A 25,782-nucleotide genomic window follows, 5' to 3' on the forward strand; every position below is an offset into this window, starting at 1 on the left:
TTCGCTTTGGTCTTATTGGACCGGCTTCAGACGCAGCAGATGCATGAGACGCATGCGGTTGTTGTCGTGGTTTTCCGGGTTCATCACCGGATCCTTGTCCGTGACCCAGCCGGTGAAACGCTTGCTCGAATACTGGTACCAGGTCGGGCCGTTGAAGACGGGGACGACCGGGAATTGGTCGGCGATCAGAACCTGAATATCGTTGAAGATCTTCTTGTGATCGCCATCGGAAGACGACTTCAGATATTGATCGAAGAGCCCGTCGAGCTTCGGGTTGGAGTAGCGTGACGCGGCGACGGTGAGCTTGCCGGCATAGGCCGTCGACAGGCTCTGATAATAGCCCTGGAACGGCGTGGCGCTGTCGGCGCGCGAGTTCATGACGACATCGAAGCTGCCGTCGAGGAGCTGCTTGCGCCACTGCTCATATTCGGGCGTGGCGACGGAGGCATTGATGCCGGCAGCGCGCAGTCCTTCGACGGCGATCTGCACGGCGTCGATCCAGTCGGTCCAGCCGTTCGGTACGATGATCGGGAAGGTGATCGGTTTGCCGCTCGGCGTCGTGCGGAAGCCGTCGGCACCCTTCTTATAGCCGGCATCGTCGAGGATCTTGTTCGCCTTGTCAGTGTCGAACCCCATGAAGGCATCCTTGTCGCCTTCGGCCGCCTTGTTGCGCCAGGATTCGAAGCGCGGCGGCAGGCCGCTGGCATGCAGGTTGACGACCGGATAGCCGAAGCCGGCAATATCGACCATCGACTTGCGGTCCATCGCCAGGCTGAAGGCATGGCGGAAGTTGAGATCCTTGAAAGCCTCGAAATTACCTGCATTCGCCGACTTGAAATTCATCTCGAAGGCAACGGTTTCCGCCGGCGGCTGCCAGTAGCCGTTGTGCTGCGGATCGAGCGCAACGAAGGTCTTGTCGATCTGCGGCAGGAACGAGCCGATCCAATCGACGGTGCCCTCCGGCAGCAGCGCCAGCATCTGATCGTTGCCCGAGATCTGCGGCAGACGCAGGCAATCGACGTGCAGCGACGCCGCATCCCAATAATTCGGATTGCGGCACTGCTCGTAGACCTGCGGCGTAAAGCGGCGAACCTCGGTCATCGGACCGGACCCGACCGGCTTCTCGTTCTTGAAAGCGACCGGATCGGCCACGTCCTTCCAGATATGCTCCGGTACGACGGCGAGATCGGCCAGGGATTCGGGGAATTCGGAATTTACCGCCTTGAGGGTGATCTTCACCTGCGTCGGCGAAGGCGCCTCGACGGAAGCAACCGTTTGGCCAACGCCAACGGTATCGACGGCGGGGTTCTTCAGCATCAGGTCGATCGTGTATTTCACGTCGGCCGAGGTCAGCGGCTGGCCGTCCGACCACTTCACGCCGGGACGGAGATCATAGGTAATCGACATCAGATCGTCGGAGAACTTGTAGTTCGTCGCCAAACGCCAGACCGATTTGCCGCCGCCATTGGCGTTGAAGATGACCAGCGGCTCATAGATGAAATCCATCGTGCTCTGGCGGCGTCCGGCCAGATCGAACGGATTGAAGTTGCTGACCCAGCTCGTCTGTTCCTCGATATGCATCGTCAGCACGGATTCGGCTGCCGAGGCGAGGCCGGAACCGAACGCCAGCGAGGCGCCGAGTGCCGCCGCTGTCCAAGACGTCCGGCAGAAGAGATTGCGCAGTATGCTTTTCCTCATTCCCATTTGTCGTTCCCTCTCGTTGTTTTCGAGTAGTCAATCAAATTGATTTAATCGTGAGTTTTGAGACTCGTCAATCGCTGATTGGAAATCAACAGGCGGATTGGGGCGTCAAAAGACGTTACCGCCGATAAGGCGGCGATCTCGATCAATTGGGGTTTAGGGAAATCGGCGGGGTTCGACGCTGGCCGTCTGCAACGGAGGGGCGAACAGGGCATTGATGCCACATGCCGATGACGGTGCCGCAAAGCAGCGTCATCGGCGATGAAAACGCCGCCTCGACACCGGCCGCATGGAGAGCCGACATCGAAAGCGTGAAGGTTAGGCGCGGCGGAAATCTATCATGGAACGGCCGTCATTGCGGCATTCGCGGATATGCGATGCAGCCGCAGCGCCATTGCGATCGAGATCGCAAAGCAATTTCCGCTCAGTCGAGCGGCTTATAGGCTACGACGTCCATCTCGACCTTGACATCCACCATCATCGGCGACTGGACGGTCGAGCGCGCTGGCGGGTGATCGATAAAATGCTTCTCGAACACCGCGTTGAAGCTCGAGAAATCGCGGGCATCGTCCAGCCAGACATTGACCTTGACGACATGTTCGAGCGTGCAATCGGCAAGGGCAAGAACATCCTTGATGTTGGCGATAACCTGCTCGGTCTGCGTCACGACATTGCCGACGACGATTTCACCGTTGATGGTCGGCACCTGGCCCGAGACATAGACGAAATCGCCAGCACGGACGGCCTTGGCGAAGGGACGGCGCTGGCCGCCGGCCTGATTGTCGGCAACATCGAAACGGATCAACGTGTTCTTGCTCATGATATTTTCGGTCTCTCTCTGTTGTCGAAGCCGCAGCCGCCATCGCCTCATCATCGTGAGGAGCGGCCGACTCCCTTGGCATCTTCATTATCCGCCGTGGTGCTGCCACACCAGATCGTTTCGTGCCGTTCAGCGGCTATTCCCGGGGCGATCCAAGTCTCGCTCACCTAAAACATGAAGTTCATCACTTCTGGAAATTAGAGTTATTTCAAATTGTTATGGTGGGAAGCTCCAATGCCTCATGGGTCCAATGATGAGGGCCGGCAAACCGGAGACGCGATCCAAGGAGCATATCGCGTCCTTTTGTCTGCCCGCCCCGCGATTGCCTTTCCGCCCTTGCGACTGATAAGACAGAGCATATTTCGTCATATGATTGACTGACATTCAGGAGGAGTTGTCATGGCAGAACTCGCGCAATTGCTTGCGTCCATCCGCATCCCCGATCTGGCCGAAAAACGGGTGTTGATCACCGGTGCTTCAACCGGCATCGGCGCTGCAGTCGCATTGGCCTTTGCCGCACAGGGCATGAAGGTCGGCCTTCATTTCAATGCCAGCCGCGAACCGGCCGAAAAGCTGGCGGCTGAAATCAAGGCGAGCGGCGGGACGGTCCATCTGATCCAGGGTGATGTTTCGCAAGATGGCGAGACCGAACGCGTCGTCAGGGATGCGGCCGAAGCGCTGGGCGGCCTCGATGGTCTGGTCAACAATGCCGGCGGCATGCTGGGACGACTTCCGACCGCCGATATGACGGATGAGCATTATGACCGGGTGATGAACCTCAACGCCCGCTCCGTGCTCGCCGCAACCCGCGTGGCCTATCCCTATTTGAAGCGACAGGGCGGCTTCGTGATCAACACGACCTCGATCGCCGCGCGCAATGGCGGCGGCAACGGCGCGATCCTTTACGCGGCCTCCAAGGGGTTCGTCTCGACGATCACCCACGGCCACGCCAAGGAATTCGTCAACGACAAGATCCGCGTCAATGCAGTCGCACCGGGCGTGATCGCAACGCCCTTCCACGAGCGCTATACCAACGACGAACAGATGGAAATTCAGCGCAAGACGATCCCCATGGGCTTCGTCGGCACGCCGGAGGATTGTGTCGGCGCCTATCTGTTCCTCGCCTCCACAACGCTGTCCGGCTACATCACCGGCCAAGTCGTCGAGGTCAATGGCGGCCAGCTCATGCCGTGACAATGGCAGCCGATCGACTTTGAGCGTCGCGCTAAAATCAAATACCGAGAGCATGATGTCGCCCGAAAACAGCTTACACTTTTCGGCATCATGCTCTAATCTTGCCCGGCGCGACCACCTTCCCGTCGCAGAAAATGGAGCGCATGCGAGATGGCAAAGACGCCCATTCAGGACGGCATCAAGACCTCGGTCGAACTGACGCATCCGGAGCGGGTCTATTGGCCCGACGACGAGGTCAGCAAGCAGGATCTCCTTAATTACTACGCGCTGGCCTGGCGGCGCATGGCCCCTTTCGTCGTTGATCGCCCTCTGGCGCTGGTGCGCTGCCCTGACGGTATCGACGGGCCACGATTCTTCCAGAAACATGCCTGGAAAGGCATCAATCCGCATATCGAGGAGATTGCCGATCCCGAAGACAAGGACGCGGCAAAGCTTCTGAAGATCGAAGATTTCGACGGCCTGGCTGCTCTCGTTCAATCGGCGGCACTTGAAATACACCCCTGGGGCACGACCACCGGCCATTGGGAAAAACCCGACATGATCATCATGGATCTCGATCCGGGCGAGGATGTCGCGTGGGGCAAGGTCACCATGGCGGCAAAGGAAATAAGGGAGCGCTTTTCCGCTCAGGGATTGACGTCGTTCGTCAAGACCTCAGGCGGCAAGGGCCTGCATGTCCTCGCGTCCCTCAAGCCGCAGGCAAACTGGCAGCAGGTCAAGGAAGCGGCCGAGACGATGGCACATGCGATGAGCGCCGATAGCCCGGATGCATATTTGTCCGTCGCCAGCAAGGCGAAGCGAACCGGACATATCTTCGTCGATTATCTGCGTAACGGCCGCGGCAATACCGCCGTTGCGCCCTATTCGACGCGTGCAAGAAAAGGGGCGGCGGTTTCGATGCCGATCGGCTGGGAGGAGTTGGACGGCAAGATCGGTCCGGCTTCTTTCACCGTTGGCAACGCAGCCTCACGTTTGAGCCAATCGAACACCGACCCCTGGGCCGACTTTTTCACAGCAGCATCGCCGCTCAAAATCTGACGCTACATGAGAAACGGGATCAGTGCCGGCGTACTGGCCTTGTAATCGGCGTAAGCCGAACCGAAAGTCTCGCTCATCCAGCTTTCCTCGATCTGCATTCGGCGCAGCACGGCATAAAGCACCGCGACGATCGCAAAGGCAGCGGCAATATCGCCGCGTGCGATTGCCGAGCCGACAATGGCGAGCATCAGACCGGAATAGATCGGATGGCGGACAAGCGCATAGGGGCCGGAACGGATGAGCGCGTGATCCTCCTTCAGCGTAATCACGCCGCTCCAGTTGCGACCGATGTGGTAACGAGCCCATATAGCGAAGAGGAGGCCAGCGACCGTCAAAGCCGCACCGATCGCATAGAATGTCAGGTCCTGCGGGATGATGCGAAACCGTAAAGGCCCCAGCCACGAAGGATTGGCCGCCAGAAGGAAAGCGCCGATCCAGATCGGCGCGGTATTGCCGAGCCGCGACAACGGGTCTTCCTGCCGCACGGTTTTCTTGGCGCCGAAGGACGCAAAGAGCCAGATCAGCAGCCAAATGATCCAGCACGCGGGAATGAATTGATAGAGGAGCATTGCTTACGCCACATCTTTATCCAGCTCCGGATAATGCCGGAAAATGCCGTCCTCATTGAAGGGGATGCGGCGATCGGATTGAAGATAGCGAGCAATGTTGGGCAGTTTCGTGACAGCGGCATGCAGCGCCGCCAAATGCGGATAGCGGTGGCCGAGACGGGCGGTCGCGCGCGGGAAAGCATAGTGCAATCCCTCATAAATCTGGAACAGCGAGAGATCGACATAAGTCAGGCTGTTGCCGAAGATATGGCTCGGCCCAGCCGGATTTTGCTGCAGCACACGCTCGAAATATCCGAGGAATTTCGGAATACGATTGTCGATGAATTCGGCGGCGCGAGCCTTAGCCTCTTGCTTCTGATCTTCGTAATATTTCGAAACGGCGATGGGATGATGCGTATCATGGACCTCGGCGACGAGATCGGTGATCGTCAATTGCAGGCCATTCAACACGTGGCGCTGTTCTTCGTCCTTTGGCGCAAGGCCAAGTTTCGGACCGAGATACATCAGGATATTCGCCACATGAGGAATGATGACGTCGCCTTCCTTGAGAAACGGCGGCGCAAACGGAAGGTTAGGCCCTTCCCCATTTTCCATGATCGCCAGCATGGCCGGCATTCCCTGCCCCTTGCCGGCCGGGCCACGGCAGATATCGACATAGTGGGCACCGCCCTGCTCCAGTGCCAGCCGGACGAATTCGCCACGTCCCTGGATGCCGTCCCAATAGTAGAGTTCATAAGACATTCGACTTTCCCTCCCGAGAATTGAAGACGGCGACTAGCGACGATCGGCGTAAAGCGCTGGTTAGCCTCACGCAGAAATCTAGCGTCGCCGTCTCGAAGCGGAAGGGGCGTTGACGATCGCGACCAGACAAAATGACGTTACATCACCGGCCTGACACGCCAACCATAGAATACATCCCTCACGCGCCGCCTATGAATGAGCTCGATGTTCATGACGTTTACGCGTCGCGGCCGCCTTCTTTGCGGAAGCCGAGCGCTCGGACGCTGGCCGTTTTGCGGCGGCGCGTCCGCCGATCTTGCCACCCTTCTCGGAAGATTCATGCCTTTCCGGGTGGCCGCGGCCCGAGCCGGATTTTTTGCCGCCGCCGCTTTCCTTGTTTACGGTCGCCCAGGCGCGCCGTTCGGCTTCTCCATGGGAAACGCCGCGGTCTTCATAGCCTTCCTCGATATGCTCGGCCTTGCGTTTCTGCTTGTCGCTATAGGCGGATTTGTCTCCTCGTGGCATGGTCTTTCTCCTCGCTATGGAAGAAAGACCAACACGCCGTCACGGAAAAGGTTCCGATACCTGGCCGGGAGAGTTGCGATTGGCCGATAGCGGCCGCAAGCGTCGATCACGCTGCGGCCTCACACGACGCTTGGCTGAAGCCGGGAAAAACATACCGACGGAACGATCGATAATCAGGATGAGGACCAACGCCGCCAGAAGATAGATCGCCGCAAGCACGAGAAGGGACATCACGTCATCACCTCCACGCTGCCGACAAAATGCAAAAGACAGCGCGCCGCGACGATCGTCGTGACAGTCATTTGCAGGTCATCAATGTGGCTGCGGCTCATTGCGTGGCTCCCTTCTCACTCAATAGCACCGGTGTGTGACAACTATTTCGCGATCGGGACCTAAATTACCGAAATTATTGCGAATATTTCTCCCGCCGCAGCTCAAAAAAGAGAGGCGGCTCGATGTCTCCCATCGAACTGCCCCGTCTCCGCTCTAAACTCGTCTCCGCTCTAAAACTGGCGCGTCCTACGCCTTTGCGGCTTTCTTCGATACCTTCTTTACCGCCGGTTTGGCGATCACCTCTGCGGCGGCCACGGTGACCGCCGGCTTACGTTTGGTCTTGAGTTTGGCCTCGCCTGCAACGGCCATCGTGACACTTTTATCGAGTGCGATGCGCTCACCGCTCGCCCGTTCCCAGTGCTCGACATCGCGCCCGAAGGGATGACCCTCCTCTTCCCAAATGGCATATGCGCGCTTCTTGATCCATTCGTCCCGAGATTCCAACATCTGCTGTTCTCCGTTCGCATCATTGAACATGGTTTGATGAACAATGCCCGTTCTTGAAACGCGGGCTTTCACGCCTCCCCCGAGCAGCCAAGACGCCATGACTTTAAAATGCCAGGGCTCGTTTTCTTCGGTCTCGGCTCTCGAACCGCAGTGGCGCTTCAAACAAGAAACAAGGTTACCGTTGGGGGACGGTAGCGAAGCGGCCGAAGCACCCTAAGTATGAAGGCGGCAACAACGGTCTTCAATTAAAAATATCTAATAGGATGAGTTTTCGCACCGATATCAACGACATGTCCGTGATCGCAAATCGGCTCATTGCAGCTTTTGCGGGCAAAGATATACTCGCGCCATGATCGACCTGGTGGATGCCCATTGGGGCCAAGTTCTCGCTGTCCTGTCCATCGCGTTGGGGGCAGCCGCCGCGATCCATGCGGCAATGACCAAAGAAGATGTTCGCGCGGCGATCGGCTGGGTCGGTGTCGTCATCCTGTCGCCCATCATCGGCGCCGGGCTCTATGCCTTCGCGGGCATCAATCGCATCCGCCGGGCCTCACTCAGTTCACAGCGAGACGCGCTCTTCCGCAAGGATGCGAATGGAGAACTCTCCAGCTTCGATGCCAATGACGACCAGGTGCGGCGGCTTTTCGGCGAGCGTTTCGGCTCGATGAAAACGCTCGGCGACCGCGTCGTCCGCTATACGATGAGCACCGGCAACACGATCGAAATGCTGACCAGCGGCGACGCCGCCTATGCGGCGATGAAAGCCGCAATAGATGGCGCCGAACGCAGCATCCTGATGGAAACCTATATTTTCGATCGCGACCCGATCGGCCTGCGCATCGCCGACGCCCTGATCGCCGCCGCTAAACGCGGCGTCGGCGTGCGCGTGCTGATCGATGCCGTCGGTGCCCGCTACTCCGTGCCGAGCATCATGGGCTATCTTAGAGAGGGCGGCGTTGAGGTCGACGTGTTCAACGGCAACGTCATCATCGGCCTCAGACTGCCCTATGCCAATCTGCGCACCCACCGCAAGATCCTCAGCATCGACGGACGGATCGCCTTTACCGGCGGCATGAATATCCGCCAGGGATTCACGCGGGAATTCGCCCATGACCATTGCGCCCGCGACATGCATTTTTGCGTGACGGGTCCTGCCGTTGCCGATCTCTTCAACACCGCCGCCGAGGACTGGCGCTTTACGACCGGCGAGGTCCTCAGCGGAAACGAATGGCGGATTGCGGCGCCCTCCAATGAGCCGGGAGCGCCGGTCTTCATGCGGGTGGTCGCTTCCGGTCCCGACCGCAGCATCGAGACCAACCACAAGATGCTCATCGGCGCCTTGTCGGTGGCGCATAAATCGATCCGCGTCATGTCGCCCTATTTCCTGCCGGATCGCGAGCTGATCAGCGCACTGGTCACGGCAGCCCGGCGCGGTGTCGAGGTCGACATCGTCGTGCCGACCGCCAACAATCTCGTGCTTGTCGACCGCGCCATGACGGCGCAGTTCGACCAGATGCTGAAGAATTATTGCCGCATCTGGCGTGCCGAAGGCCCGTTCAATCATTCGAAGCTGCTGGCGATCGATGGAATCTGGGCCTATGTCGGCTCCTCCAATCTCGATCCCCGCTCCCTGCGGCTCAATTTCGAGGTGGATCTGGAAGTGCTCGATCGCGGTTTTGCCGAAACGATCGATGCCCATATCGGCGCAATCCTGGAAACGGCCCATCCGGTCGATCTCGAAAAACTGCGGGCACGGCCCTTTGTCGTCAGGCTCATCGAGAAGGTCCTCTGGCTCGGCTCACCCTATCTCTGACGGACGAGCCCCATGGACAATCTGCCCCTGTCGCAACCTTTTTACATGACAAGGCCAATCGTCGCTTCTTATAATCCCTTGCATGTGCCCGACATGGTCTGATCAAGGAACGGTCGACGGATAGATGAAAAAGAAGAAAGAAAGTCTCCGTGCGAGTATTCTGGAAAGCCTGAAGAGCCGAAACAAATCGCGCCTCAAGCCGGCCGGCAAACCGGATCGCCCTCAGGGCACGTTGATCGCTTCCTACAATGTCCATAAATGCGTCGGCGCCGACCGGCGGTTCGATCCGGAACGGACCAGCCGGGTCATCTATGAGATCAATGCCGACGTCATCGGCCTGCAGGAAGCCGATACGCGTTTCGGCGAACGCACTGGCATCCTCGATCTGCGCCGGCTGGAGCGCGAGACAGGGCTTATCCCCGTGCCCGTTGCCGGCGTTGCCAAGGCACATGGCTGGCATGGCAATGTCGTTCTTTTCAAGCAGGGCACGGTGCGTGACGTGCACCAGATAAGCCTGCCGGGACTGGAGCCGCGCGGCGCTCTGATCGCCGAACTGGAACTGGCGCGCGGCGGCAGCCTCAGGATCATCGCCGCACATCTCGGCCTTCTGCACCGATCGCGTGCCCAGCAGACCCGCCTGATCGTCGACCTGATGAGCGACGGCGGCGAAGTGCCGACCATCCTGCTCGGCGACCTCAACGAGTGGCGGCTGGGCGACCGCTCATCGCTCAATACCTTCCAGGCCGCCTTCGGCCCGCTTCCCCCCGCTGTTCCGAGCTTTCCCTCAACGCTGCCGCTTTTGGCGCTCGATCGCATCATGGCAAACCGTCGCGGCATGATCTCCGCGGTCGAGGTGCATGACTCACCGCTCGCGCGCGTGGCTTCCGATCACTTGCCCATTAAGGCCATCGTCAGCCTGGAAACACTGGAGAGCGAAGCCGACGCACGGTCGCAGACTGCCTAAGGCATGTCGCGCGAAAATGCGGAATTAGGTAGCAAATGCCAAAACCGGGCCGCCCACTGAGGCTAACTGTCTTTGAATGACCAAAATATCGACAGAGGGAGCGCAAATATGTTTTCGCCGAAACTGAGTACGCGCTCTCCCATATAAATGAGGATGCCGACGAAGGGACGGTTCATACCGGGGCCTTCATCTCGAAACCATCGCAGATGTTGAAAATCCTTTGCTTCAACCGCGGTCGACGTCTTCATCTCGAAGCCAACAATCGTTCTGTCTGACTCAGCAAGGATGTCTATCTCGCGTCCTCGTTGATGCCTCCAATGATAAAGTCGCCACTGGCGCATCTGATAGGGGAGGGATTTCCACATTTCATTGAAAACGAAATTTTCGAACAGGCTGCCAAGCGCTGTGGGATTCGCGCCAATATTGAAGCTCTGGGTGTTCATACTCCTCAAAGCCGCGACGATACCGGTATCCACAAGATGGATTTTTGGGTGGCGTATGTCGCGCCCGGATTCTCCAGAGGTCCACGCAGGCAATCGTTGCAGTAGAGATAGCTTGGTTAGAATATCGAGGTAGGTCTCGGTGGTATTCCGTTGTAAACTGATGTTCGAACATAGTTCGTCTATATTAAGCTCGTTTCCGACGCGCGTAGCTAGTTGATCGATCATTCGCCTCATGGCGTCCGATTTTCTTATTTTTAAGACGTGTGCAACGTCGCGTTCCACTACACTGTCAACGTAGCCTGTGTATCGATTTTGCCTCCAGCGTTCTTCCAGAGTTCGTATCTCTGGGAAACCGCCAGCGACTATCAAGTCGATGTATTGTGCCCGGGACAAAATTTCTGCTTTAGGCAGGTCTAGCGGATCGGGACGGCTATTCCTCGATGCCCAATCGAGAATTTTCGCAGGCCCCATGCGCTTTGTTTCGGCGACACTCATTGGAAGCATCGTCATTGTATGGACCCGACCTGCCAACGAGTCCGCCACGTGCGCGGAAATGAAAACGTTGGATGAGCCTGTCAGGACGAACTGACCCATTGCTCGGCTTTCGTCCACGATTCTCTTCAACGCCAAAGCTAATTTCGTTGATCGTTGGGCTTCGTCGATAATGAGGGGTCCTGCTTTCGTCTCACCCAGCAGGGCATCCAGCTGTCCTTTTGGATCAGCCTCAATAGCTGCAAGCACACCCTCGTCATCTAAGGTGATGAATTTTCCAACGTTCAATAGATCGCGTACCAGCGTCGTTTTCCCGACCTGCCTCGGTCCAATAATGTTAACCACTCGTGCTGATGTAAGTGCGGCCTTTAGTTGTGGCTGCAGATGACGCGGGAGGAGACTCTCGTCCATAATGATCACTTCATTTTCTTAGGAAAGCGATATGGGGGAAGTCGTAATAGAGATGCGGGGAAAGTGTCAATAGAATATGGGGGAAACCGTTAATAACGTTCCGGTGAAACCGTCAGTACGCATTGGAGAAATTAACGAAGCCCAAATCGGTCACCGCAGGTATCGCTGCTTCTTTGGCATCGAAAAAATGACGAGCGATCTTCGCCACATCTCAATCTCTGTACCTACTTTTCTTATAAAGTAGGTAATGGGGCGACGAAATATTGTGGCATTTGCTACTTAATTCCGCAAAAATGTGCAGCGATTTTGCGACAACGGCATGCGCAAAACCTAAAGCGTGGGAAGCGAATCTGAGAGTTCGCCGTGCGCTTTAGACATCATCGATGTGCTTCATGTTGACTCCGCGCATATAGAGGATGACTGCCGGAAAGTGATCTTATAACCTGCCCGCCGAAAAGACTGATCCCGGAGATAATTCATGCTAAAAACTCTGTTGCTCACTGGCGCTGCCGGCGGCGTCGGCCAGGCGCTCAGGCCGCTTCTGTCGCAAATTGCCGAGAGCGTCGTCCTGTCCGATCTCACTCCCATTGACGATCTGCGCCCGCACGAGCGTTTCGTTGCCTGCGACCTTTCCGATCGTGGCGGCGTCGACACCATGGTTAAGGGCGTCGACGGCATCATCCATCTCGGCGGAATATCGGTGGAGAAGCCTTTCGACCTGATCCTGCAGGGTAATATCGTCGGCCTCTACAATCTCTACGAGGCAGCGCGCGCCGCCGGCAGGCCGCGCATCGTCTTTGCGAGCTCCAACCACACGATCGGCTTCTATCGCCGGGATGAGCGGATCGACAACAAGGTGCCGACCCGGCCGGATTCGCTCTATGGCGTTTCGAAGGTGTTCGGTGAAGCGGTTGCGAGCCTCTACTTCGACAAGTTCGGCCAGGAAACGCTTTCGGTGCGCATAGGCTCCTGCTTTCCCGAACCGCGCAATACGCGCATGCTCGCCACATGGTTCAGCATCAGGGATTTTCTCTCCCTCTGCGGCTGCGCTTTCGACGCACCCAGGCTCGGGCACACGATCGTCTACGGTGCCTCCGACAATGACGAGCAATGGTGGGACAACGGCAACGCTGCCTTCCTCGGCTGGAAGCCGCGCGATAGCGCGGCACCCTGGCGGGCCGAAATCCTTTCAAAAGCGCCGCCGGAAGATCCCAATGACCCAACCGTCATCTACCAGGGCGGCGGCTTCGCCTCGGCCGCCCATCCGGAGGACTGATCCTCGGGCAATTCCAGGAAAGGCGCGCGGCGGCTTTCCTGGAATTGCTAGAAAACAACGAGATGGAGCCGCTCAGAGAGCCCGTGAAAATCTAAACCGCTTCAGCTGCCATTGCGGAACAGCTTCCACCGTGTCGGCCTGAAGGCAATGCGGTTGCGATCGAGCGCATCCGCCTTGTTCGGTGGTAGCTCGATCTCGATGGGATCGTGCTCGGGGCCGATGTTGATCTCAAGATGGCGGGTGCCCGCCACACGCCTGCTGGCAACAAGCAGACCTGCGATCGCGCCGCCATCGCCGTCACGCAGCTCGATGTCGTGCGGGCGGAAATAGAGATGAGCCTCGCCATCGGGCTCATGCGGCGTGCTGAGCCCGAGCGGCTTGTCATCGAACCAGATCTCGCCGCTGGTGATGCGGACCTTGAGACGATTGGACTGGCCGATGAAGCCATAGACGAACGGGGAATTCGGCGTGTCGTAGATCTCGTCCGGCGTTCCGACCTGTTCGATGGCGCCCTTGTTGAGCACGACCACGCGGTCGGCGAGCTCCAGCGCCTCTTCCTGGTCATGGGTCACGAAGACGGTGGTATGGCCGGTCCGGTCATGGATCTCGCGCAGCCACCTGCGTAGGTCCTTGCGGACCTGCGCGTCGAGAGCGCCGAAGGGTTCGTCCAGAAGCAGCACGTTCGGCTCGACCGCCATGGCGCGCGCCAGCGCCACGCGCTGGCGCTGGCCGCCGGAAAGCTGGGCCGGATAGCGCTTCTCCAAGCCGTTCAGCTGCACAAGTTCCAACAGCTCCACCGCACGCCGGCGAATTTCGTCGCGCGGCGGGCGACGCGATGCCGAGCGGACTTTCAGGCCGAAAGAGATGTTATCAAGCACAGTCATGTGCCGAAACAGTGCGTAGTGCTGAAACACGAAGCCGATATTGCGCTGCTGCACCGATTTTCGCGATGCATCCTCATCGCCAAAAAAGATCTGCCCCTCCGTCGGTGTCTCCAATCCGGCAATCAGGCGCAACAGCGTCGTCTTGCCGGAGCCAGATGGACCAAGAAGCGCAATCAATTCGCTCGAACGGATATCCAGCGACACGTCATGCAATGCGGGAAAGCGACCGAATTCCTTGCGCAGGTTTTGAACGCGAACTTCCATCAAGAATTCCTTCAGTGACGCCGGCTGGCTGCGATCTCTTCGCTATAGCGCATTTCCAGCAGCGTCTTCAGTATAAGTGTGACAAGGGCAAGCAGGGCCAGGAGCGTGGCAACGGCGAATGCCCCCGAGAAATTATATTCGTTATAAAGAATTTCGACCTGCAGAGGCATGGTGTTGGTTTCGCCACGGATATGACCCGAAACGACCGAAACGGCGCCGAACTCTCCCATGGCGCGGGCATTGCAGAGCAGCACGCCATAAAGCAGGCCCCATTTGATGTTCGGCAGCGTGACATACCAGAAGGTCTGCCAGCCATTGGCCCCGAGCGAGAGCGCCGCCTCTTCGTCCGCGCTGCCCTGCTCCTGCATCAGCGGAATCAACTCGCGAGCGACAAAGGGAAAGGTGACAAACATCGTCGCCAGCACGAGCCCCGGAACAGCAAACAGGATCTGTATGCCATGGCTCTGCAGCAAGGGGCCGAGCGTACTGTTGGAACTGAACAACAACACGAAGACCAGGCCCGATATGACCGGGGAAACGGAGAACGGCAGATCGATCAGGGTCGTCAGAAAGGCCTTGCCCTTGAATTCGAACTTGGCGATCGCCCATGCGGCGGCAACGCCGCAGACGAGATTCAGCGGCACGCTGATACCCGCAACGATCAATGTGAGCCGGATTGCCGCAAAGGTCTCCTCGTCGACCAGGGCTTCAAAGAAGGCCTCTATCCCCTTGCGGAAAGCCTCGACGAAGACGGCGGCCAGAGGCAAAAGCACCATCAAGGCGAGGAAAGCGAGCGAGATCAATATGAAGATGATGCGCGCGACCCGGCTTTCGGTGATGACGGAATGACCCGTTTCGGCGGCGGCAGAAAGATCATGCGCCATAGCCATATCTCCTTCTGCTCCACGACTGGATGAGATTGATGATCAAAAGCATGGTGAAGGAAATGAACAGCATCAGCGTCGCGATCGCCGTCGCTGCGGCGTAATTGTATTCCTCCAGGCGAATGACGATGAGCAACGGTGCAATTTCCGAGACATACGGCCTGTTCCCGGCGATAAAGATCACCGATCCGTACTCGCCGGCCGCGCGGGCGAACGCCAAGGCAAAGCCGGTCAGCGCCGCAGGCGCCAGGCCTGGCAGCAGCACGCGCGTGATCGTTTGAAAGCGGTTCGCTCCAAGGGTTGCCGCCGCCTCCTCGACTTCGCGGTCGATCTCCTCCATGACGGGCTGCGCCGTGCGGACCACGAAGGGCAAGCCAACGAAAATCAGCGCGATGATGATGCCGACCGGGGTGAAGGCGATCTTGATGCCGAGCGGCGCCAGGAACTGACCGATCCAGCCGTTCGGCGCATAGAGCGTCGTCAAGGCAATGCCGGCCACCGCCGTCGGCAGCGCGAACGGCAGATCGACCATGGCATCGAGGATGCGTTTGCCCGGAAACCGATAGCGCACCAGCACCCAGGCAAGGATGAGCCCAAGCACGGCGTTGACGAGCGCGGCGATGAAGGCGCCGCCGAAGCTCATGCGCAGCGCATAGAGCGTGCGCACATCAAGGGCCAGTGCCCAAAATTTTTCCCAGCCGAGAGCACTGCTCTTCCACAGCAGCCCCGACAGCGGGATGAGAACGATGAAGATGAGCCAAGCCAAGGTAACGCCGAGCGCCAATCCGAAGCCCGGAATGACGCTCGGCTGCCGTAACCGCCACCGTTTGCGGGTTATAGAATGCATTCAGTCTTATTGTCCCGGCTTGTAGATTTGATCGAAGACGCCCCCGTCGGCGAAGAACTTCGGCTGAGCTTGAGACCATCCGCCGAAATCGTCAATGGTTGCCAGCTTCAAGGCCGGGAAACGGGCGACGTCCTTCGGATCGGCCGCTTCCGGCTTGATCGGCCGGTAATAGTGCTTGGCGGCGATCTTCTGGCCTTCATCCGAGTACAGATAGTTGAGATAGGCTTCCGCGACCTTGCGCGTGCCCTTGGTGTCGACATTGCCGTCGACGACGGCCACCGGCGGATCGGCGCGGATCGAGACGGACGGGGTCACGATCTCGAATTGGTCGGGGCCGAGTTCGTCGAGCGAGAGGTGGGCCTCATTTTCCCATGCGAGTAGAACATCGCCGAGACCACGCTGGACGAAGGTCGTCGTCGCGCCGCGCGCACCGGTATCGAGAACCGGAACATGCTTCAGAAGTTGCGCGACGTATTCCTGCGCCTTGGCATCATCGCCGCCATTGGCCTGCTTGGCCCAGGCCCAGGCCGCCAGAATGTTCCAGCGGGCGCCGCCTGAGGTCTTCGGGTTCGGCGTGATGACCTCGACGCCATCCTTGACCAGATCCGCCCAATCCTTGATGCCCTTGGGATTGCCCTTGCGCACCAGGAAGACGATGGTCGAGGTATACGGAACGGAATTGTTCGGGAACTTGGTCTTCCAGTCGGCGGGAATCTTGTGCGTCGCCTTGGCGATCGCGTCGATATCGCCTTCAAGCGCCAGCGTCACGACATCGGCGTCGAGACCGTCGATGACGGAGCGAGCCTGCGCGCCGGAGCCGCCATGCGAAGCCTTGATGTTGATGGTTTCGCCCGTATCCTTCTTCCACTTAGCGGCGAAAGCCGCGTTGAAATCCTTATACAATTCACGTGTCGGATCGTAGGAAACATTGAGAAACGTCTTGTCCGCCGCCCAGGTCGGCGCGACGGCCGCGATCGAGAAACTGCCGATCAGAACTGCGGTGGCGAGAAGCCGGGAAAGCCTTATCGTCTGCATGGATGCACCCCCTTCGTTTGTCCTTAAACCCTATCAACTTGGTCGTATAAAGTAACGAAGACCGTTCCCGTTTTAGGTAACTCCGGAGAACAGCATCCCATAGAATCTCGAAAAATGAAATCACATTCCCGAACAGCGGGCAGTGCGTGTTCCGAGCGCCCTCAGGCGATGGAGTCGGACATAAAAACCGAATAAAGCTCGTCGGCGTTTTTGGCCTGCCGCATCGCCGTCAACACGCCTTCCGTCCGCAGCCGCCTGGCGACGGCGGCGAGTACGTTCAGATAGTCGCTCCGGCCACCCTCGCCGAAAAGCAGCACGAATGCCCATTCCGTTGGAACGTCGTCTATAGCCTCGAAATCGACGGCATGGGCAAAGCGCACCATCAATCCGCGCGGCCTGGTCATGCCGGCAACGGCGGCATGCGGGACGGCAACGCCATTGCCGATGCCGGTCGTGCCCAGCTTCTCGCGAGCCTCCAGTACCCGCAGAACCATTGCCTCATCCAGGCCAAAGCAACTGCCCGCCTTCGATGACAGCATCTGCAGCGCTCGCCATTTGGTCGGAGCCGGCAGGCCGACGAAGACGTGTTCGGGAAGAATGATCGTGGAAAGGTCCATGGTCGCACTCAGGATCGAGCAATCGGTCGTTATGAAATGATTTTCATTGCTGCGAGATCGAGATGAGAACATCTCGATACCGGATTCGGGATCCTGACAACATCAATCCGGCTCGCGCAGCCGATAGCCGACGCCCGTCTCGGTGGTGATATAGTGCGGCTGATCGGGAATCTCCTCGATCTTCTGCCGGAGCTGGCGAACATAGACGCGCAGATACTGCACATCGGCCGCCGGACCCCAGATCTGCTTCAACAGGAACTGATGTGTCAGCACCTTGCCGGCATGCTGGGCAAGGACGCGCAGGATGTCGTATTCCTTCGGCGAGAGCTTGATCTCCTTGCCATCGACCTTGACGATGCGCTTGACGAGATCAATGGAAAGGCCCCCGGTCTGAAAGATCGCCTTCTCACCCTGCTGCTGCAGGCGATGGCGCAGTGCTACGCGAATGCGGGCCGCAAGTTCGTTGACGCCGAAAGGCTTGGTCACGTAGTCGTCGGCCCCGCTTTCGAGCGCCTTGACGATGCCCGCCTCGTCCGTGCGGCTCGATAGAATGACGACGGGGATCTGCACCCCGTCCTCGCGCCATTCCAAGAGCAGATCCTGGCCCGATTTGTCGGGGAGACCGAGGTCGAGGACGATGAGGTCTGGCTGGTCCTCGTTCACCGATGCTTGGGCGGATGCGGCGTTCTGCGCCTCGTTGACGACGTAGCCCTGGGCACCGAGGCCGACGCGCAGCAATTTGCGGATCGGGGGCTCGTCGTCGACGACGAGAATCTTGACGGCAGTGGTGTTCATTTCAGTTCATCCAGCTTCGGGATATCTGTTGGTTTCGGCAGGCGGATGGTGAAGACAGTCCCTTGCCGATCCGTTCTATTGCCGGCGGCGATCGTGCCGCCCATCGCCTCGATGAAACCGCGGCAGATGGAAAGGCCAAGGCCGGTGCCGGCGCGCACCTGATCGCCCTTGCGCACGCGGTAGAACGTATCGAAAACGCGTTCGAGGTCGGCAGGCGGAATGCCCTGCCCTTCATCCATGACCCTGAAAACGATATTGTCGATATCGGCCCAGGCTTCGAGGCGGATGGCCGACCCCTCCGGTGCGTATTTGGCGGCGTTGTCGAGCAGGTTGAACAGTACCTGTTCGAACAGCACCGGATCGACCTTCACCATCGGCAGATCGACAGGTATCTGCACATCGACGCGGTGATGAGCCAGGATTTTTTCCGCCCGCCGCAATGCACTGCCGACGACATCGCCGGCATAATGCAGCGCATAGTTCGGCTCCATAGCGCCCGACTCGATCTTGGTCATGTCGAGCAGATTGGCGATGAAACGGTTGAGGCGTTCGGATTCGTCGATAACGGTCGAAAGGAGATCGACCCGGTCCTCGTTCGGCAACGTCTCCAGATAATCGCGCAAGGTTCCAGCCGCACCGAGGATGGCCGCAAGCGGCGTCTTCAGGTCATGGGAAATGGACGTCAGCAGCGCGGAGCGCAGCCGATCCGCCTCCACAGCCAACTTCGCGCGGTCGACATCGGCCACCAGTTGCACGCGCTCGATGGCAAGCGCTGCCTGATCGGCAAGGGCATCGAGCAACCGCTGCTGCTCCGGCGTCAGAAGCGGCCCGTGGCGACGGTCGCTGTCGAGGCCGATGACGCCGACAGCGGTTCTGCCTGTGCGCAGGGGAACATAGAGACGTTTGGCGCCGGGCAGGGTGTCGGCGCCGCGGCCGGCCGCATGATTATGCTCCCAAGCCCAGCGCGCCGCCGCAATATCGGCATCATCGAGCGTATCGTCGGGTGGATAGCCGGCCTTGACGGCGATCGTGCCATGCTCCGGTAAAAGCAGCACGACGCGCAGCTTCAGCATCGAGGCCAGCTGAAAGGCGGTAGCCCAAAGAACATCGTCGAGCGTGCCGGTGCCGGCGAGCTTTTTGGAAAAGAGATAGAGATCTTCGGTCGTCCGAGCGCGCTGCCGCGCCGCCGCCGCCTGCCGTTGCACCGTCGCCGTCAGGTTGCTGGCGATCACCGCGACGCCGAGGAAAAAGAAGAAGGCGAGCACGCTTTCCGGATCGCTGATCGTCAGCGTATAGCGCGGCGGCAGGAAGAAGAAGTTGAAGGCAAGCGCGCCGAGAATACAGGAATAAAGTGCCGGCCGGAGGCCCTGCGTGACCGCGCTGGCCAGGACCGCCATCAGGAAGACGAGCGCCAGATTTCGCACATCCAGCACCTGATCGAGGATGACGCAAAAGCCCAGCGCGATGGCGACATAAAGCGTTGCCAGAATATAGCCACGCAGCTGGAAGGGAGAAGGCGAAGGCGCGACCTTGACGCCGCGGCTCGCGGCCTGACCATCCACATCGCTGCCGGAAATGACATGGACGCTGATATCTCCGGCCTTGCGGATGAGATCATAGGAAACCGAACGACGGGACCAATCGCGCCAGGAGCCGATTTTCGGCGAACCGATGACGATATGGGTCACATTGTTGCTGGCCGAATGGCGAAGCAGCTCCTCCGCCACCTCGCGGCCCGGAAGGGTAATCGCCTCACCGCCGAGCTGTTCGGCAAGCCTGAGCGTTGCGGCGATCGTGTCGCGCTGCGCTTCCGTCAGGCCGATCGAGCGGTTGGTTTCAACATAAACGGCAGCCCAAGGCGCGCGCAGGCGCGATGCCATGCGCGCGGCGTAGCGCACCAAGGATGCCGAGCGCGGATGATGATCGATGGAAACGAGCACGCGCTCGCTGGCCGCCCAAGGCCCCGGGATTGCATGCGCCTGCATATGTGTCAGGAGCTGGTCGTCGACACGCTGCGCGGTCCGGCGCAGCGCCAGCTCGCGCAGCGCCGTTAGGTTGCCGGGCGTGAAATAGTTGGTCAGCGCGCGCTCGGCAGTCTTCGACACATAGACCTTGCCGTCATGCAGCCGCTTGATGAGATCGTCCGGCGTCAGGTCGATGATCTCGACATCGTCGGCGAGATCGATGATGGAATCCGGCACCGTCTCGCGCACGCGAATGCGGGTGATCTGCGAGACGACGTCGTTCAAGCTTTCGACATGCTGGATATTCAGCGTCGTGTAGACATCGATGCCGCGATCGAGAAGCTCCTTGACGTCGAGATAGCGTTTCGGATGCCGGCTGCCATGCGCATTGGTATGGGCGAGCTCATCGACGAGCACCAGTTCAGGACGGCGTTTCAGGATGGCATCGAGATCCATCTCTTCGAGCGCGCGTCCCTTGTAATCGACATTGACGCGCGGAACGATTTCGAACCCGTCAAGCAGGGCCTGCGTCTCGCGGCGGCCGTGGGTCTCGACGACGCCGACGACGACATCGACGCCGTCCGCGATCTTCGCCCTGCCGGACATCAGCATCTCATAGGTCTTGCCGACGCCTGGGGCCGCACCCAGGAAAACCTTCAATCGCCCGCGTGTCTCGGCCCGCGCCTTTTCGAGAAGCGCATCGGGGGAAGGCCTGCTCAACATGTCGCGGCGTTCATCTGCCATTCGCGGGTCGTCTTTCCTGATAAGGTTGAGACGGCGTTAACCGTCTCAACCTCTTCAACTTATTGAGTCATAGAAGCATCGAGCGCCTGGTTCAATGCCAGCACATTGACCACAGGCTCGCCGAAAACGCCGAGTTCTCGCGGCTCGATGGCTGCGTCGACGAACGACTTGACCTTGGCCTCATCCATGTTGCGGGCTTTGGCGACGCGCGGGATCTGGAAATAGGCATCTTCAGGCGAGATGTCCGGGTCAAGTCCGCTGCCCGATGTGGTGAGCAGATCGATTGGAACCGGCGCATTCGGGTTCTGCGCCTGCAAGGCCGCCGCATCCCCCTTGATGCGGGTGATCAGGGTCGCATTGGTCGGGCCGAGATTGGAGGCCCCGGAGTTGGCGGCATTATAGGGTGCGGAAACCGATTTGGTTGGATCGTTCGGGTCGGCGCCGGTCGTAGCCGATGGCCGGCCATGGAAGTACCGGTCGGTGGTGAAATTCTGGCCGATAAGGCTGGAGCCGATCACCTTGCCGTCCTTCTCCACCAGGCTGCCATTGGCCTGATGGGGAAAGAGCGCCTGGGCGACACCGGTCATGGCAAGCGGATAGGCAAGGCCGGTCAGGACGGTCGTGGCGACGATCATGACGATGGCGGGTCTGATTTGTTTCAACATGAGAGAAACTCCTTAGGCAAGGCCAATGGCGGTGATCGCCATATCGATGGCCTTGATGCCGATGAAGGGAACGATGATGCCGCCGAGGCCATAGATCAGCAGGTTGCGGCTGAGCAGCGCGCCGGCGCCGATCGGCCGGTAGCGGACACCCTTCAATGACAGCGGGATCAGCGCAACGATGATCAGCGCATTGAAGATGATCGCCGAGAGAATGGCGCTTTGCGGCGTGGCCAGCCCCATGATGTTCAGCATCTTCAGCTGCGGATAAAAGGCGATGAACATTGCCGGGATGATGGCGAAATACTTCGCGATATCGTTGGCGATGGAGAAGGTCGTCAGAGCGCCGCGTGTCATCAGCAGCTGCTTGCCGATCTCGACGATCTCGATGAGCTTCGTCGGGTCGCTGTCGAGGTCGACCATGTTGCCGGCTTCGCGGGCAGCGACCGTGCCGGTGTTCATGGCAACGCCGACATCGGCCTGGGCGAGCGCCGGCGCATCATTCGTGCCGTCGCCGCACATGGCGACGAGCTTGCCCTGCGCCTGCTCCTGACGCATCAGCGCCAGCTTCATCTCGGGTGTTGCCTGGGCGAGGAAGTCGTCGACGCCGGCTTCGGCGGCAATCGCGGCCGCCGTCAGCGGGTTGTCGCCCGTGATCATCACGGTGCGGATGCCCATGCGGCGCAGCTCCGCAAAGCGTTCGCGGATACCGCCCTTGACGATGTCCTTGAGATGGATAACGCCCAGCAGGCGGCCGTCGCGGGCAACGGCGAGCGGCGTGCCGCCGGCCTTGGCGATCTCGTCGGCAATCACCTGCAGCTCGCGCAGCGTTTCGCTCGTCGTGCGCGACATGACTGCGGTGCCTTCCGTCGCGCCGTTGGCCGCGCCTTCGACATAAGAAATCACGGCATCGACGGCACCCTTGCGGATCGAAGATCCCTCGAGGTCGACACCGCTCATGCGCGTCTGGGCGGTGAAGGGAACAAAGGTTGCCTTCAGGCTCGTCATGTCGCGGCCACGGATCGCATATTTCTCCTTGGCAAGCACGACGATCGAGCGCCCCTCCGGCGTCTCGTCGGCAAGGGAGGCAAGCTGTGCGGCATCGGCGAGATCCTGCTCGCTGATACCCCTGACCGGACGGAACGCAGTCGCCTGACGGTTACCGAGCGTGATCGTGCCCGTCTTGTCGAGAAGCAGCGTATCGACGTCGCCAGCGGCTTCGACGGCGCGGCCCGACATGGCGAGCACGTTGAAGCGCACCAGGCGGTCCATGCCGGCGATACCGATCGCCGAAAGCAGCGCGCCGATGGTGGTCGGGATCAAGGTTACGAACAGAGCAACAAGCACGACCGTCTGGATCGAACCGCCGGCATAGGCGGCAAAGCTCGGGATGGTGACGGTGGCGAGCACGAAGATCAGCGTCATGCCGGCCAGCAGGATGTTGAGCGCGATTTCGTTCGGCGTCTTCTGCCGTTCCGCACCTTCGACCAGCGCAATCATGCGATCGATGAAGGTCGAACCGGCAGCAGCGGTGATGCACACGCGGATCTCATCCGACAGGACCTGCGTGCCGCCGGTGACCGCCGAGCGGTCGCCGCCCGATTCACGAATGACTGGGGCGGATTCGCCGGTGATTGCGGCTTCGTTGACAGAGGCGACGCCTTCGATGACTTCGCCATCCGAGGGAATGATATCGCCGGCTTCGACCAGAACGACGTCACCGACCTTGAGGCTGGTGCCGGGCACCATCTTGTAGTCGGTGCGGCTATTGCCAGCCAGAAGCTTTGCCTGGGTTTCGGTGCGCGACTTGCGCAGCGAATCCGCCTGTGCCTTGCCGCGGCCTTCGGCAACGGCCTCGGCGAAATTGGCAAACAGCACCGTGAACCACAGCCAGATATTGATCTGCAGCGAGAAGGCGAGATTGCCGCCGCCGGTGAGGAGGTCGCGCAGGAAGAGGACGGTCGTCAGCATCGAAACGACGGCGACCACGAACATGACGGGGTTCTTGGCGAGCGTGCGCGGGTTCAACTTTTTGAACGAAGCGCCGATCGCCGGAACGAGAATGCGAGAATCCAGAATACTCGCTGATTTTAACTGGCTCATAAGAGGCTCCAGCGTGAAGGGGAAAACGTCAGATCGGAACGCTGCCGATCAGCCGATTAGAAATCCGAAGACGACAAGGCCGAGGAACAAGGCAACCATCGCCAGCAAAATGGCGTCGGAAGCGCAGGTTATTCCGGCCGGGCCACGCCCCCTGTCAAAGGGGCGTGGATCGATGACTTTTCTAAGCTTGCCTAGAAGCGGTTGGCTCATGGCCGTCATTCCTTAGAAGGTCTGGCCTGAGATCATCGCCAGATGTTCGACGATCGGTCCAAGCGCCAGCGCCGGGAAGAAGGTCAGGCCGCCAACGATGAGGATCGTGCCGACCAGCAGGCCGACGAAGAGCGGGCCATCGGTCGGGAAGGTGCCGGCCGAAGCGGGAACCGTCTTCTTGCTGATCAGGGAACCGGCAATCGCAAGGGCCGGAACGATGACCAGGAAGCGACCGATCAGCATGACGATACCGAGCGTGATATTGTACCAGGGCGTGTTGCCGGTCAGGCCGCCGAAGGCCGAGCCGTTGTTTGCCGCGGCCGAGCTGTAGGCATAGAGGATTTCCGAGAAGCCGTGCGGGCCGGCATTGGCGATCGACGCAACGGCAGAGGGCAATACCACGGAGATCGCCGTGAAGATCAGCATGCCGGCGGGCAGGCAAAGCACGGCAAGCATTGCCATCTTCACTTCCTTGGCCTCGATCTTCTTGCCAAGATATTCCGGCGTACGCCCGACCATCAGGCCGGCAACGAAGATGGCGATGACGACAAACATCAGGATGCCGTAGAAACCGGCGCCGACGCCGCCGACGATAACTTCGCCAAGCTGCAGATTGATGAGCGGGATCAGACCGCCGATCGCGGTGAAGCTGTCGAGCATGCCGTTGACTGCGCCGCAGGATGCGGCGGTGGTGATGACGGCGAAGAGCGAGGAGGCAACAATCCCAAAACGGACTTCCTTGCCTTCCATATTGCCGCCCTGGATGCCGAGCGCATGAACAAGCGGATTGCCGGCCGCTTCAGCCCAATAGGTGACGATCACGCCAGCGATGAACAGCGTACCCATCGCAGCCAGGATCGCCCAGCCCTGCCGCTGACTGCCGACCATGCGGCCGAAGACGTTGGTCAGCGCCGCGCCGATGGCGAAGATCGACAGCATCTGCAGAAGGTTGGAGATTGCATCGGGGTTTTCGAACGGATGCGCCGAGTTGGCATTGAAGAAGCCGCCGCCATTCGTGCCGAGCATCTTGATGGCAAGCTGCGAGGCGACGGGACCGACGGCGATCGTCTGCTGTGCGCCTTCGAGCGTCGTTGCGTTGACGTAAGGACCGAGCGTCTGCGGGACGCCGAGATAGACGAAGGCCAGTGTCAGAATAATGCAGATCGGCAGCAGCACATAGAGCGTCGCACGGATCATATCGACCCAGAAGTTACCGATTGCCTTGCCGGAAGCGCGCGCAAATGCGCGGATCAGCGCAATGGCGATGGCAATGCCGGTTGCCGCGGAAACGAAGTTCTGCACGGTGAGACCAGCCATCTGCACGAGATAGGACATCGTGCTTTCGCCGCCGTAGTTCTGCCAATTGGTATTGGTGACGAAGCTGGTTGCCGTGTTGAAGGACAATTCCGGCCCGACCGCGGTCATGCCGGCCGGATTGTACGGCAGGCCGCCCTGCAGTCGCTGCAGCGCATAGAGAACGATAAAGCCGGCAAGGCTGAACAGCAGCAAGGAGACCGAATAGGTCGCCCAGTGCTGCTCTTCGCGCTCGTCCGTGCCAGCCAAACGATAAAGCCCCCGTTCCACAGGACGGAGGACGAAGGAGAGGAAGGTGCGCTCGCCGGTAAAGACACGCGTCATGTAACCGCCGAGCGGTTTGACGAGCAGAAGAAGGATCCCGATATAAATGAGGATCTGAAGCCATCCGTTGAAGGTCATGGAGGTAACTTTCCCTATCCAGCGCTGTCAGAAGCGCTCGGGGCGAATAAGAGCATAGACCAGGTAGACGGTGAGAAAGATCGTCACGCTGCCACCGAGAATGTAATCGAGAAGCATTGTCGTCTCTCCGATTAGAGGCTGTCGCAGGCCTTGGTATAAGCGACGCAAAGGAGGAAGAATAAAACGCCGATCCCGACAAGAATAATGTCCATCATCGATCGCGAGTCCTTGATTGTTATTGTTGATGGCAGAAAGCGATGGAGAGCACTTCACACGAAAACGCCCTTTTCATTCTACCGGGGAGAAGAGCA

25 protein-coding genes are annotated in these 25,782 nt (G+C 59.4%); 5 read left to right on the forward strand and 20 right to left on the reverse strand.

Annotation, left to right across the window (positions count from 1 at the left end; translation table 11 throughout):
* Positions 1 to 12: 12 nt before the first annotated feature.
* Together HGP12_RS18835 and HGP12_RS18840 are read right to left on the reverse strand one after the other, a co-directional pair.
* Complete coding sequence (locus HGP12_RS18835) at positions 13 to 1,704, reverse strand: ABC transporter substrate-binding protein (RefSeq protein WP_168840330.1); 1,692 nt, start codon at positions 1,702 to 1,704, stop codon at positions 13 to 15.
* A gap of 421 nt (positions 1,705 to 2,125) precedes the next feature.
* Positions 2,126 to 2,521, reverse strand: coding sequence for a RidA family protein (locus tag HGP12_RS18840; RefSeq protein ID WP_168840331.1), 396 nt, complete (start codon positions 2,519 to 2,521; stop codon positions 2,126 to 2,128).
* 399 nt (positions 2,522 to 2,920) lie between these two features.
* Here HGP12_RS18840 and HGP12_RS18845 point away from each other — a divergent pair, with 399 nt between their 5' ends.
* Positions 2,921 to 3,715 carry an SDR family NAD(P)-dependent oxidoreductase gene (locus HGP12_RS18845; RefSeq protein ID WP_168840332.1) on the forward strand — a complete coding sequence of 265 codons (795 nt, stop codon included), beginning with the start codon at positions 2,921 to 2,923 and terminating at the stop codon, positions 3,713 to 3,715.
* A gap of 150 nt (positions 3,716 to 3,865) precedes the next feature.
* Positions 3,866 to 4,753 carry a non-homologous end-joining DNA ligase gene (ligD, locus tag HGP12_RS18850; protein ID WP_168840333.1) on the forward strand — a complete coding sequence of 296 codons (888 nt, stop codon included), beginning with the start codon at positions 3,866 to 3,868 and terminating at the stop codon, positions 4,751 to 4,753.
* A 2-nt stretch (positions 4,754 to 4,755) separates the two neighbouring features.
* On the opposite strand, the gene HGP12_RS18855 is transcribed toward ligD, so the two are convergent.
* The 5 genes from HGP12_RS18855 to HGP12_RS18875 all read right to left on the reverse strand — a co-directional run bounded on the left by HGP12_RS18855 (position 4,756) and on the right by HGP12_RS18875 (position 7,419).
* The gene (locus HGP12_RS18855) at positions 4,756 to 5,322 is read right to left on the reverse strand and encodes an isoprenylcysteine carboxylmethyltransferase family protein (RefSeq protein WP_168840334.1); all 567 of its coding nucleotides are present in this window, start codon (positions 5,320 to 5,322) and stop codon (positions 4,756 to 4,758) included.
* Positions 5,323 to 5,325: 3 nt separating this feature from the next.
* Positions 5,326 to 6,063 (reverse strand): glutathione S-transferase, encoded by a 738-nt coding sequence (locus HGP12_RS18860; protein WP_168840335.1) that lies wholly within the window; start codon positions 6,061 to 6,063, stop codon positions 5,326 to 5,328.
* Positions 6,064 to 6,252: 189 nt separating this feature from the next.
* A complete protein-coding gene (locus tag HGP12_RS18865) occupies positions 6,253 to 6,567 on the reverse strand; it encodes a plasmid stabilization protein (protein WP_168840336.1) in 315 nt (104 codons plus the stop codon).
* A gap of 39 nt (positions 6,568 to 6,606) precedes the next feature.
* A complete protein-coding gene (locus HGP12_RS18870; RefSeq protein WP_205926546.1) occupies positions 6,607 to 6,798 on the reverse strand; it encodes a hypothetical protein in 192 nt (63 codons plus the stop codon).
* 288 nt (positions 6,799 to 7,086) lie between these two features.
* On the reverse strand, positions 7,087 to 7,419 hold the full coding sequence (locus HGP12_RS18875; RefSeq protein WP_409526831.1) for a DUF2934 domain-containing protein: 333 nt from the start codon (positions 7,417 to 7,419) through the stop codon (positions 7,087 to 7,089).
* Between the two features lie 277 nt (positions 7,420 to 7,696).
* Between HGP12_RS18875 and HGP12_RS18880 the strand changes: the two genes are divergently transcribed.
* Positions 7,697 to 9,160: a phospholipase D-like domain-containing protein gene (locus tag HGP12_RS18880; RefSeq protein WP_168840338.1), complete on the forward strand. Its 1,464-nt coding sequence runs from the start codon at positions 7,697 to 7,699 to the stop codon at positions 9,158 to 9,160.
* A 124-nt stretch (positions 9,161 to 9,284) separates the two neighbouring features.
* Complete coding sequence (locus tag HGP12_RS18885) at positions 9,285 to 10,124, forward strand: endonuclease/exonuclease/phosphatase family protein (RefSeq protein WP_168840339.1); 840 nt, start codon at positions 9,285 to 9,287, stop codon at positions 10,122 to 10,124.
* 62 nt (positions 10,125 to 10,186) lie between these two features.
* Here HGP12_RS18885 and HGP12_RS18890 read toward each other — a convergent pair whose 3' ends face one another.
* On the reverse strand, positions 10,187 to 11,470 hold the full coding sequence (locus HGP12_RS18890) for an ATP-binding protein (RefSeq protein WP_168840436.1): 1,284 nt from the start codon (positions 11,468 to 11,470) through the stop codon (positions 10,187 to 10,189).
* A 478-nt stretch (positions 11,471 to 11,948) separates the two neighbouring features.
* On the opposite strand from HGP12_RS18890, the gene HGP12_RS18895 reads away from it, so the two are divergent.
* Positions 11,949 to 12,746, forward strand: coding sequence for an NAD(P)-dependent oxidoreductase (locus HGP12_RS18895; RefSeq protein ID WP_168840340.1), 798 nt, complete (start codon positions 11,949 to 11,951; stop codon positions 12,744 to 12,746).
* Positions 12,747 to 12,847: 101 nt separating this feature from the next.
* On the opposite strand, the gene HGP12_RS18900 is transcribed toward HGP12_RS18895, so the two are convergent.
* The 12 genes from HGP12_RS18900 to kdpF form a co-directional block, all read right to left on the reverse strand.
* Positions 12,848 to 13,894 (reverse strand): sulfate/molybdate ABC transporter ATP-binding protein, encoded by a 1,047-nt coding sequence (locus HGP12_RS18900; RefSeq protein WP_168840341.1) that lies wholly within the window; start codon positions 13,892 to 13,894, stop codon positions 12,848 to 12,850.
* Between the two features lie 11 nt (positions 13,895 to 13,905).
* Complete coding sequence (gene cysW / locus HGP12_RS18905; protein ID WP_168840342.1) at positions 13,906 to 14,778, reverse strand: sulfate ABC transporter permease subunit CysW; 873 nt, start codon at positions 14,776 to 14,778, stop codon at positions 13,906 to 13,908.
* Positions 14,768 to 15,625, reverse strand: a complete 858-nt coding sequence (gene cysT / locus HGP12_RS18910) for a sulfate ABC transporter permease subunit CysT (protein WP_168840343.1) — start codon at positions 15,623 to 15,625, stop codon at positions 14,768 to 14,770. Before cysT ends, cysW begins: the two co-directional genes overlap by 11 nt.
* Before the next feature lie 6 nt (positions 15,626 to 15,631).
* Positions 15,632 to 16,660, reverse strand: a complete 1,029-nt coding sequence (locus HGP12_RS18915) for a sulfate ABC transporter substrate-binding protein (RefSeq protein ID WP_168840344.1) — start codon at positions 16,658 to 16,660, stop codon at positions 15,632 to 15,634.
* Positions 16,661 to 16,821: 161 nt separating this feature from the next.
* Complete coding sequence (locus HGP12_RS18920) at positions 16,822 to 17,277, reverse strand: PTS sugar transporter subunit IIA (RefSeq protein ID WP_168840345.1); 456 nt, start codon at positions 17,275 to 17,277, stop codon at positions 16,822 to 16,824.
* Positions 17,278 to 17,379: 102 nt separating this feature from the next.
* On the reverse strand, positions 17,380 to 18,072 hold the full coding sequence (locus HGP12_RS18925; protein WP_168840346.1) for a response regulator: 693 nt from the start codon (positions 18,070 to 18,072) through the stop codon (positions 17,380 to 17,382).
* Positions 18,069 to 20,780: a sensor histidine kinase gene (locus tag HGP12_RS18930; RefSeq protein ID WP_168840347.1), complete on the reverse strand. Its 2,712-nt coding sequence runs from the start codon at positions 20,778 to 20,780 to the stop codon at positions 18,069 to 18,071. Before HGP12_RS18930 ends, HGP12_RS18925 begins: the two co-directional genes overlap by 4 nt.
* A gap of 59 nt (positions 20,781 to 20,839) precedes the next feature.
* Positions 20,840 to 21,445, reverse strand: a complete 606-nt coding sequence (locus HGP12_RS18935) for a K(+)-transporting ATPase subunit C (RefSeq protein WP_168840348.1) — start codon at positions 21,443 to 21,445, stop codon at positions 20,840 to 20,842.
* 12 nt (positions 21,446 to 21,457) lie between these two features.
* On the reverse strand, positions 21,458 to 23,545 hold the full coding sequence (gene kdpB, locus HGP12_RS18940; RefSeq protein ID WP_168840349.1) for a potassium-transporting ATPase subunit KdpB: 2,088 nt from the start codon (positions 23,543 to 23,545) through the stop codon (positions 21,458 to 21,460).
* 48 nt (positions 23,546 to 23,593) lie between these two features.
* A complete protein-coding gene (locus HGP12_RS18945; protein WP_159444778.1) occupies positions 23,594 to 23,755 on the reverse strand; it encodes a hypothetical protein in 162 nt (53 codons plus the stop codon).
* A gap of 12 nt (positions 23,756 to 23,767) precedes the next feature.
* Complete coding sequence (gene kdpA / locus HGP12_RS18950) at positions 23,768 to 25,471, reverse strand: potassium-transporting ATPase subunit KdpA (RefSeq protein WP_168840350.1); 1,704 nt, start codon at positions 25,469 to 25,471, stop codon at positions 23,768 to 23,770.
* 27 nt (positions 25,472 to 25,498) lie between these two features.
* The gene (kdpF, locus tag HGP12_RS18955; RefSeq protein ID WP_168840351.1) at positions 25,499 to 25,588 is read right to left on the reverse strand and encodes a K(+)-transporting ATPase subunit F; all 90 of its coding nucleotides are present in this window, start codon (positions 25,586 to 25,588) and stop codon (positions 25,499 to 25,501) included.
* Positions 25,589 to 25,782: the final 194 nt, after the last annotated feature.

Origin of the sequence: Rhizobium sp. P28RR-XV (genome assembly GCF_012641385.1) — a bacterium.
In the GTDB taxonomy this organism is placed as follows: Bacteria; Pseudomonadota; Alphaproteobacteria; order Rhizobiales; family Rhizobiaceae; genus Rhizobium.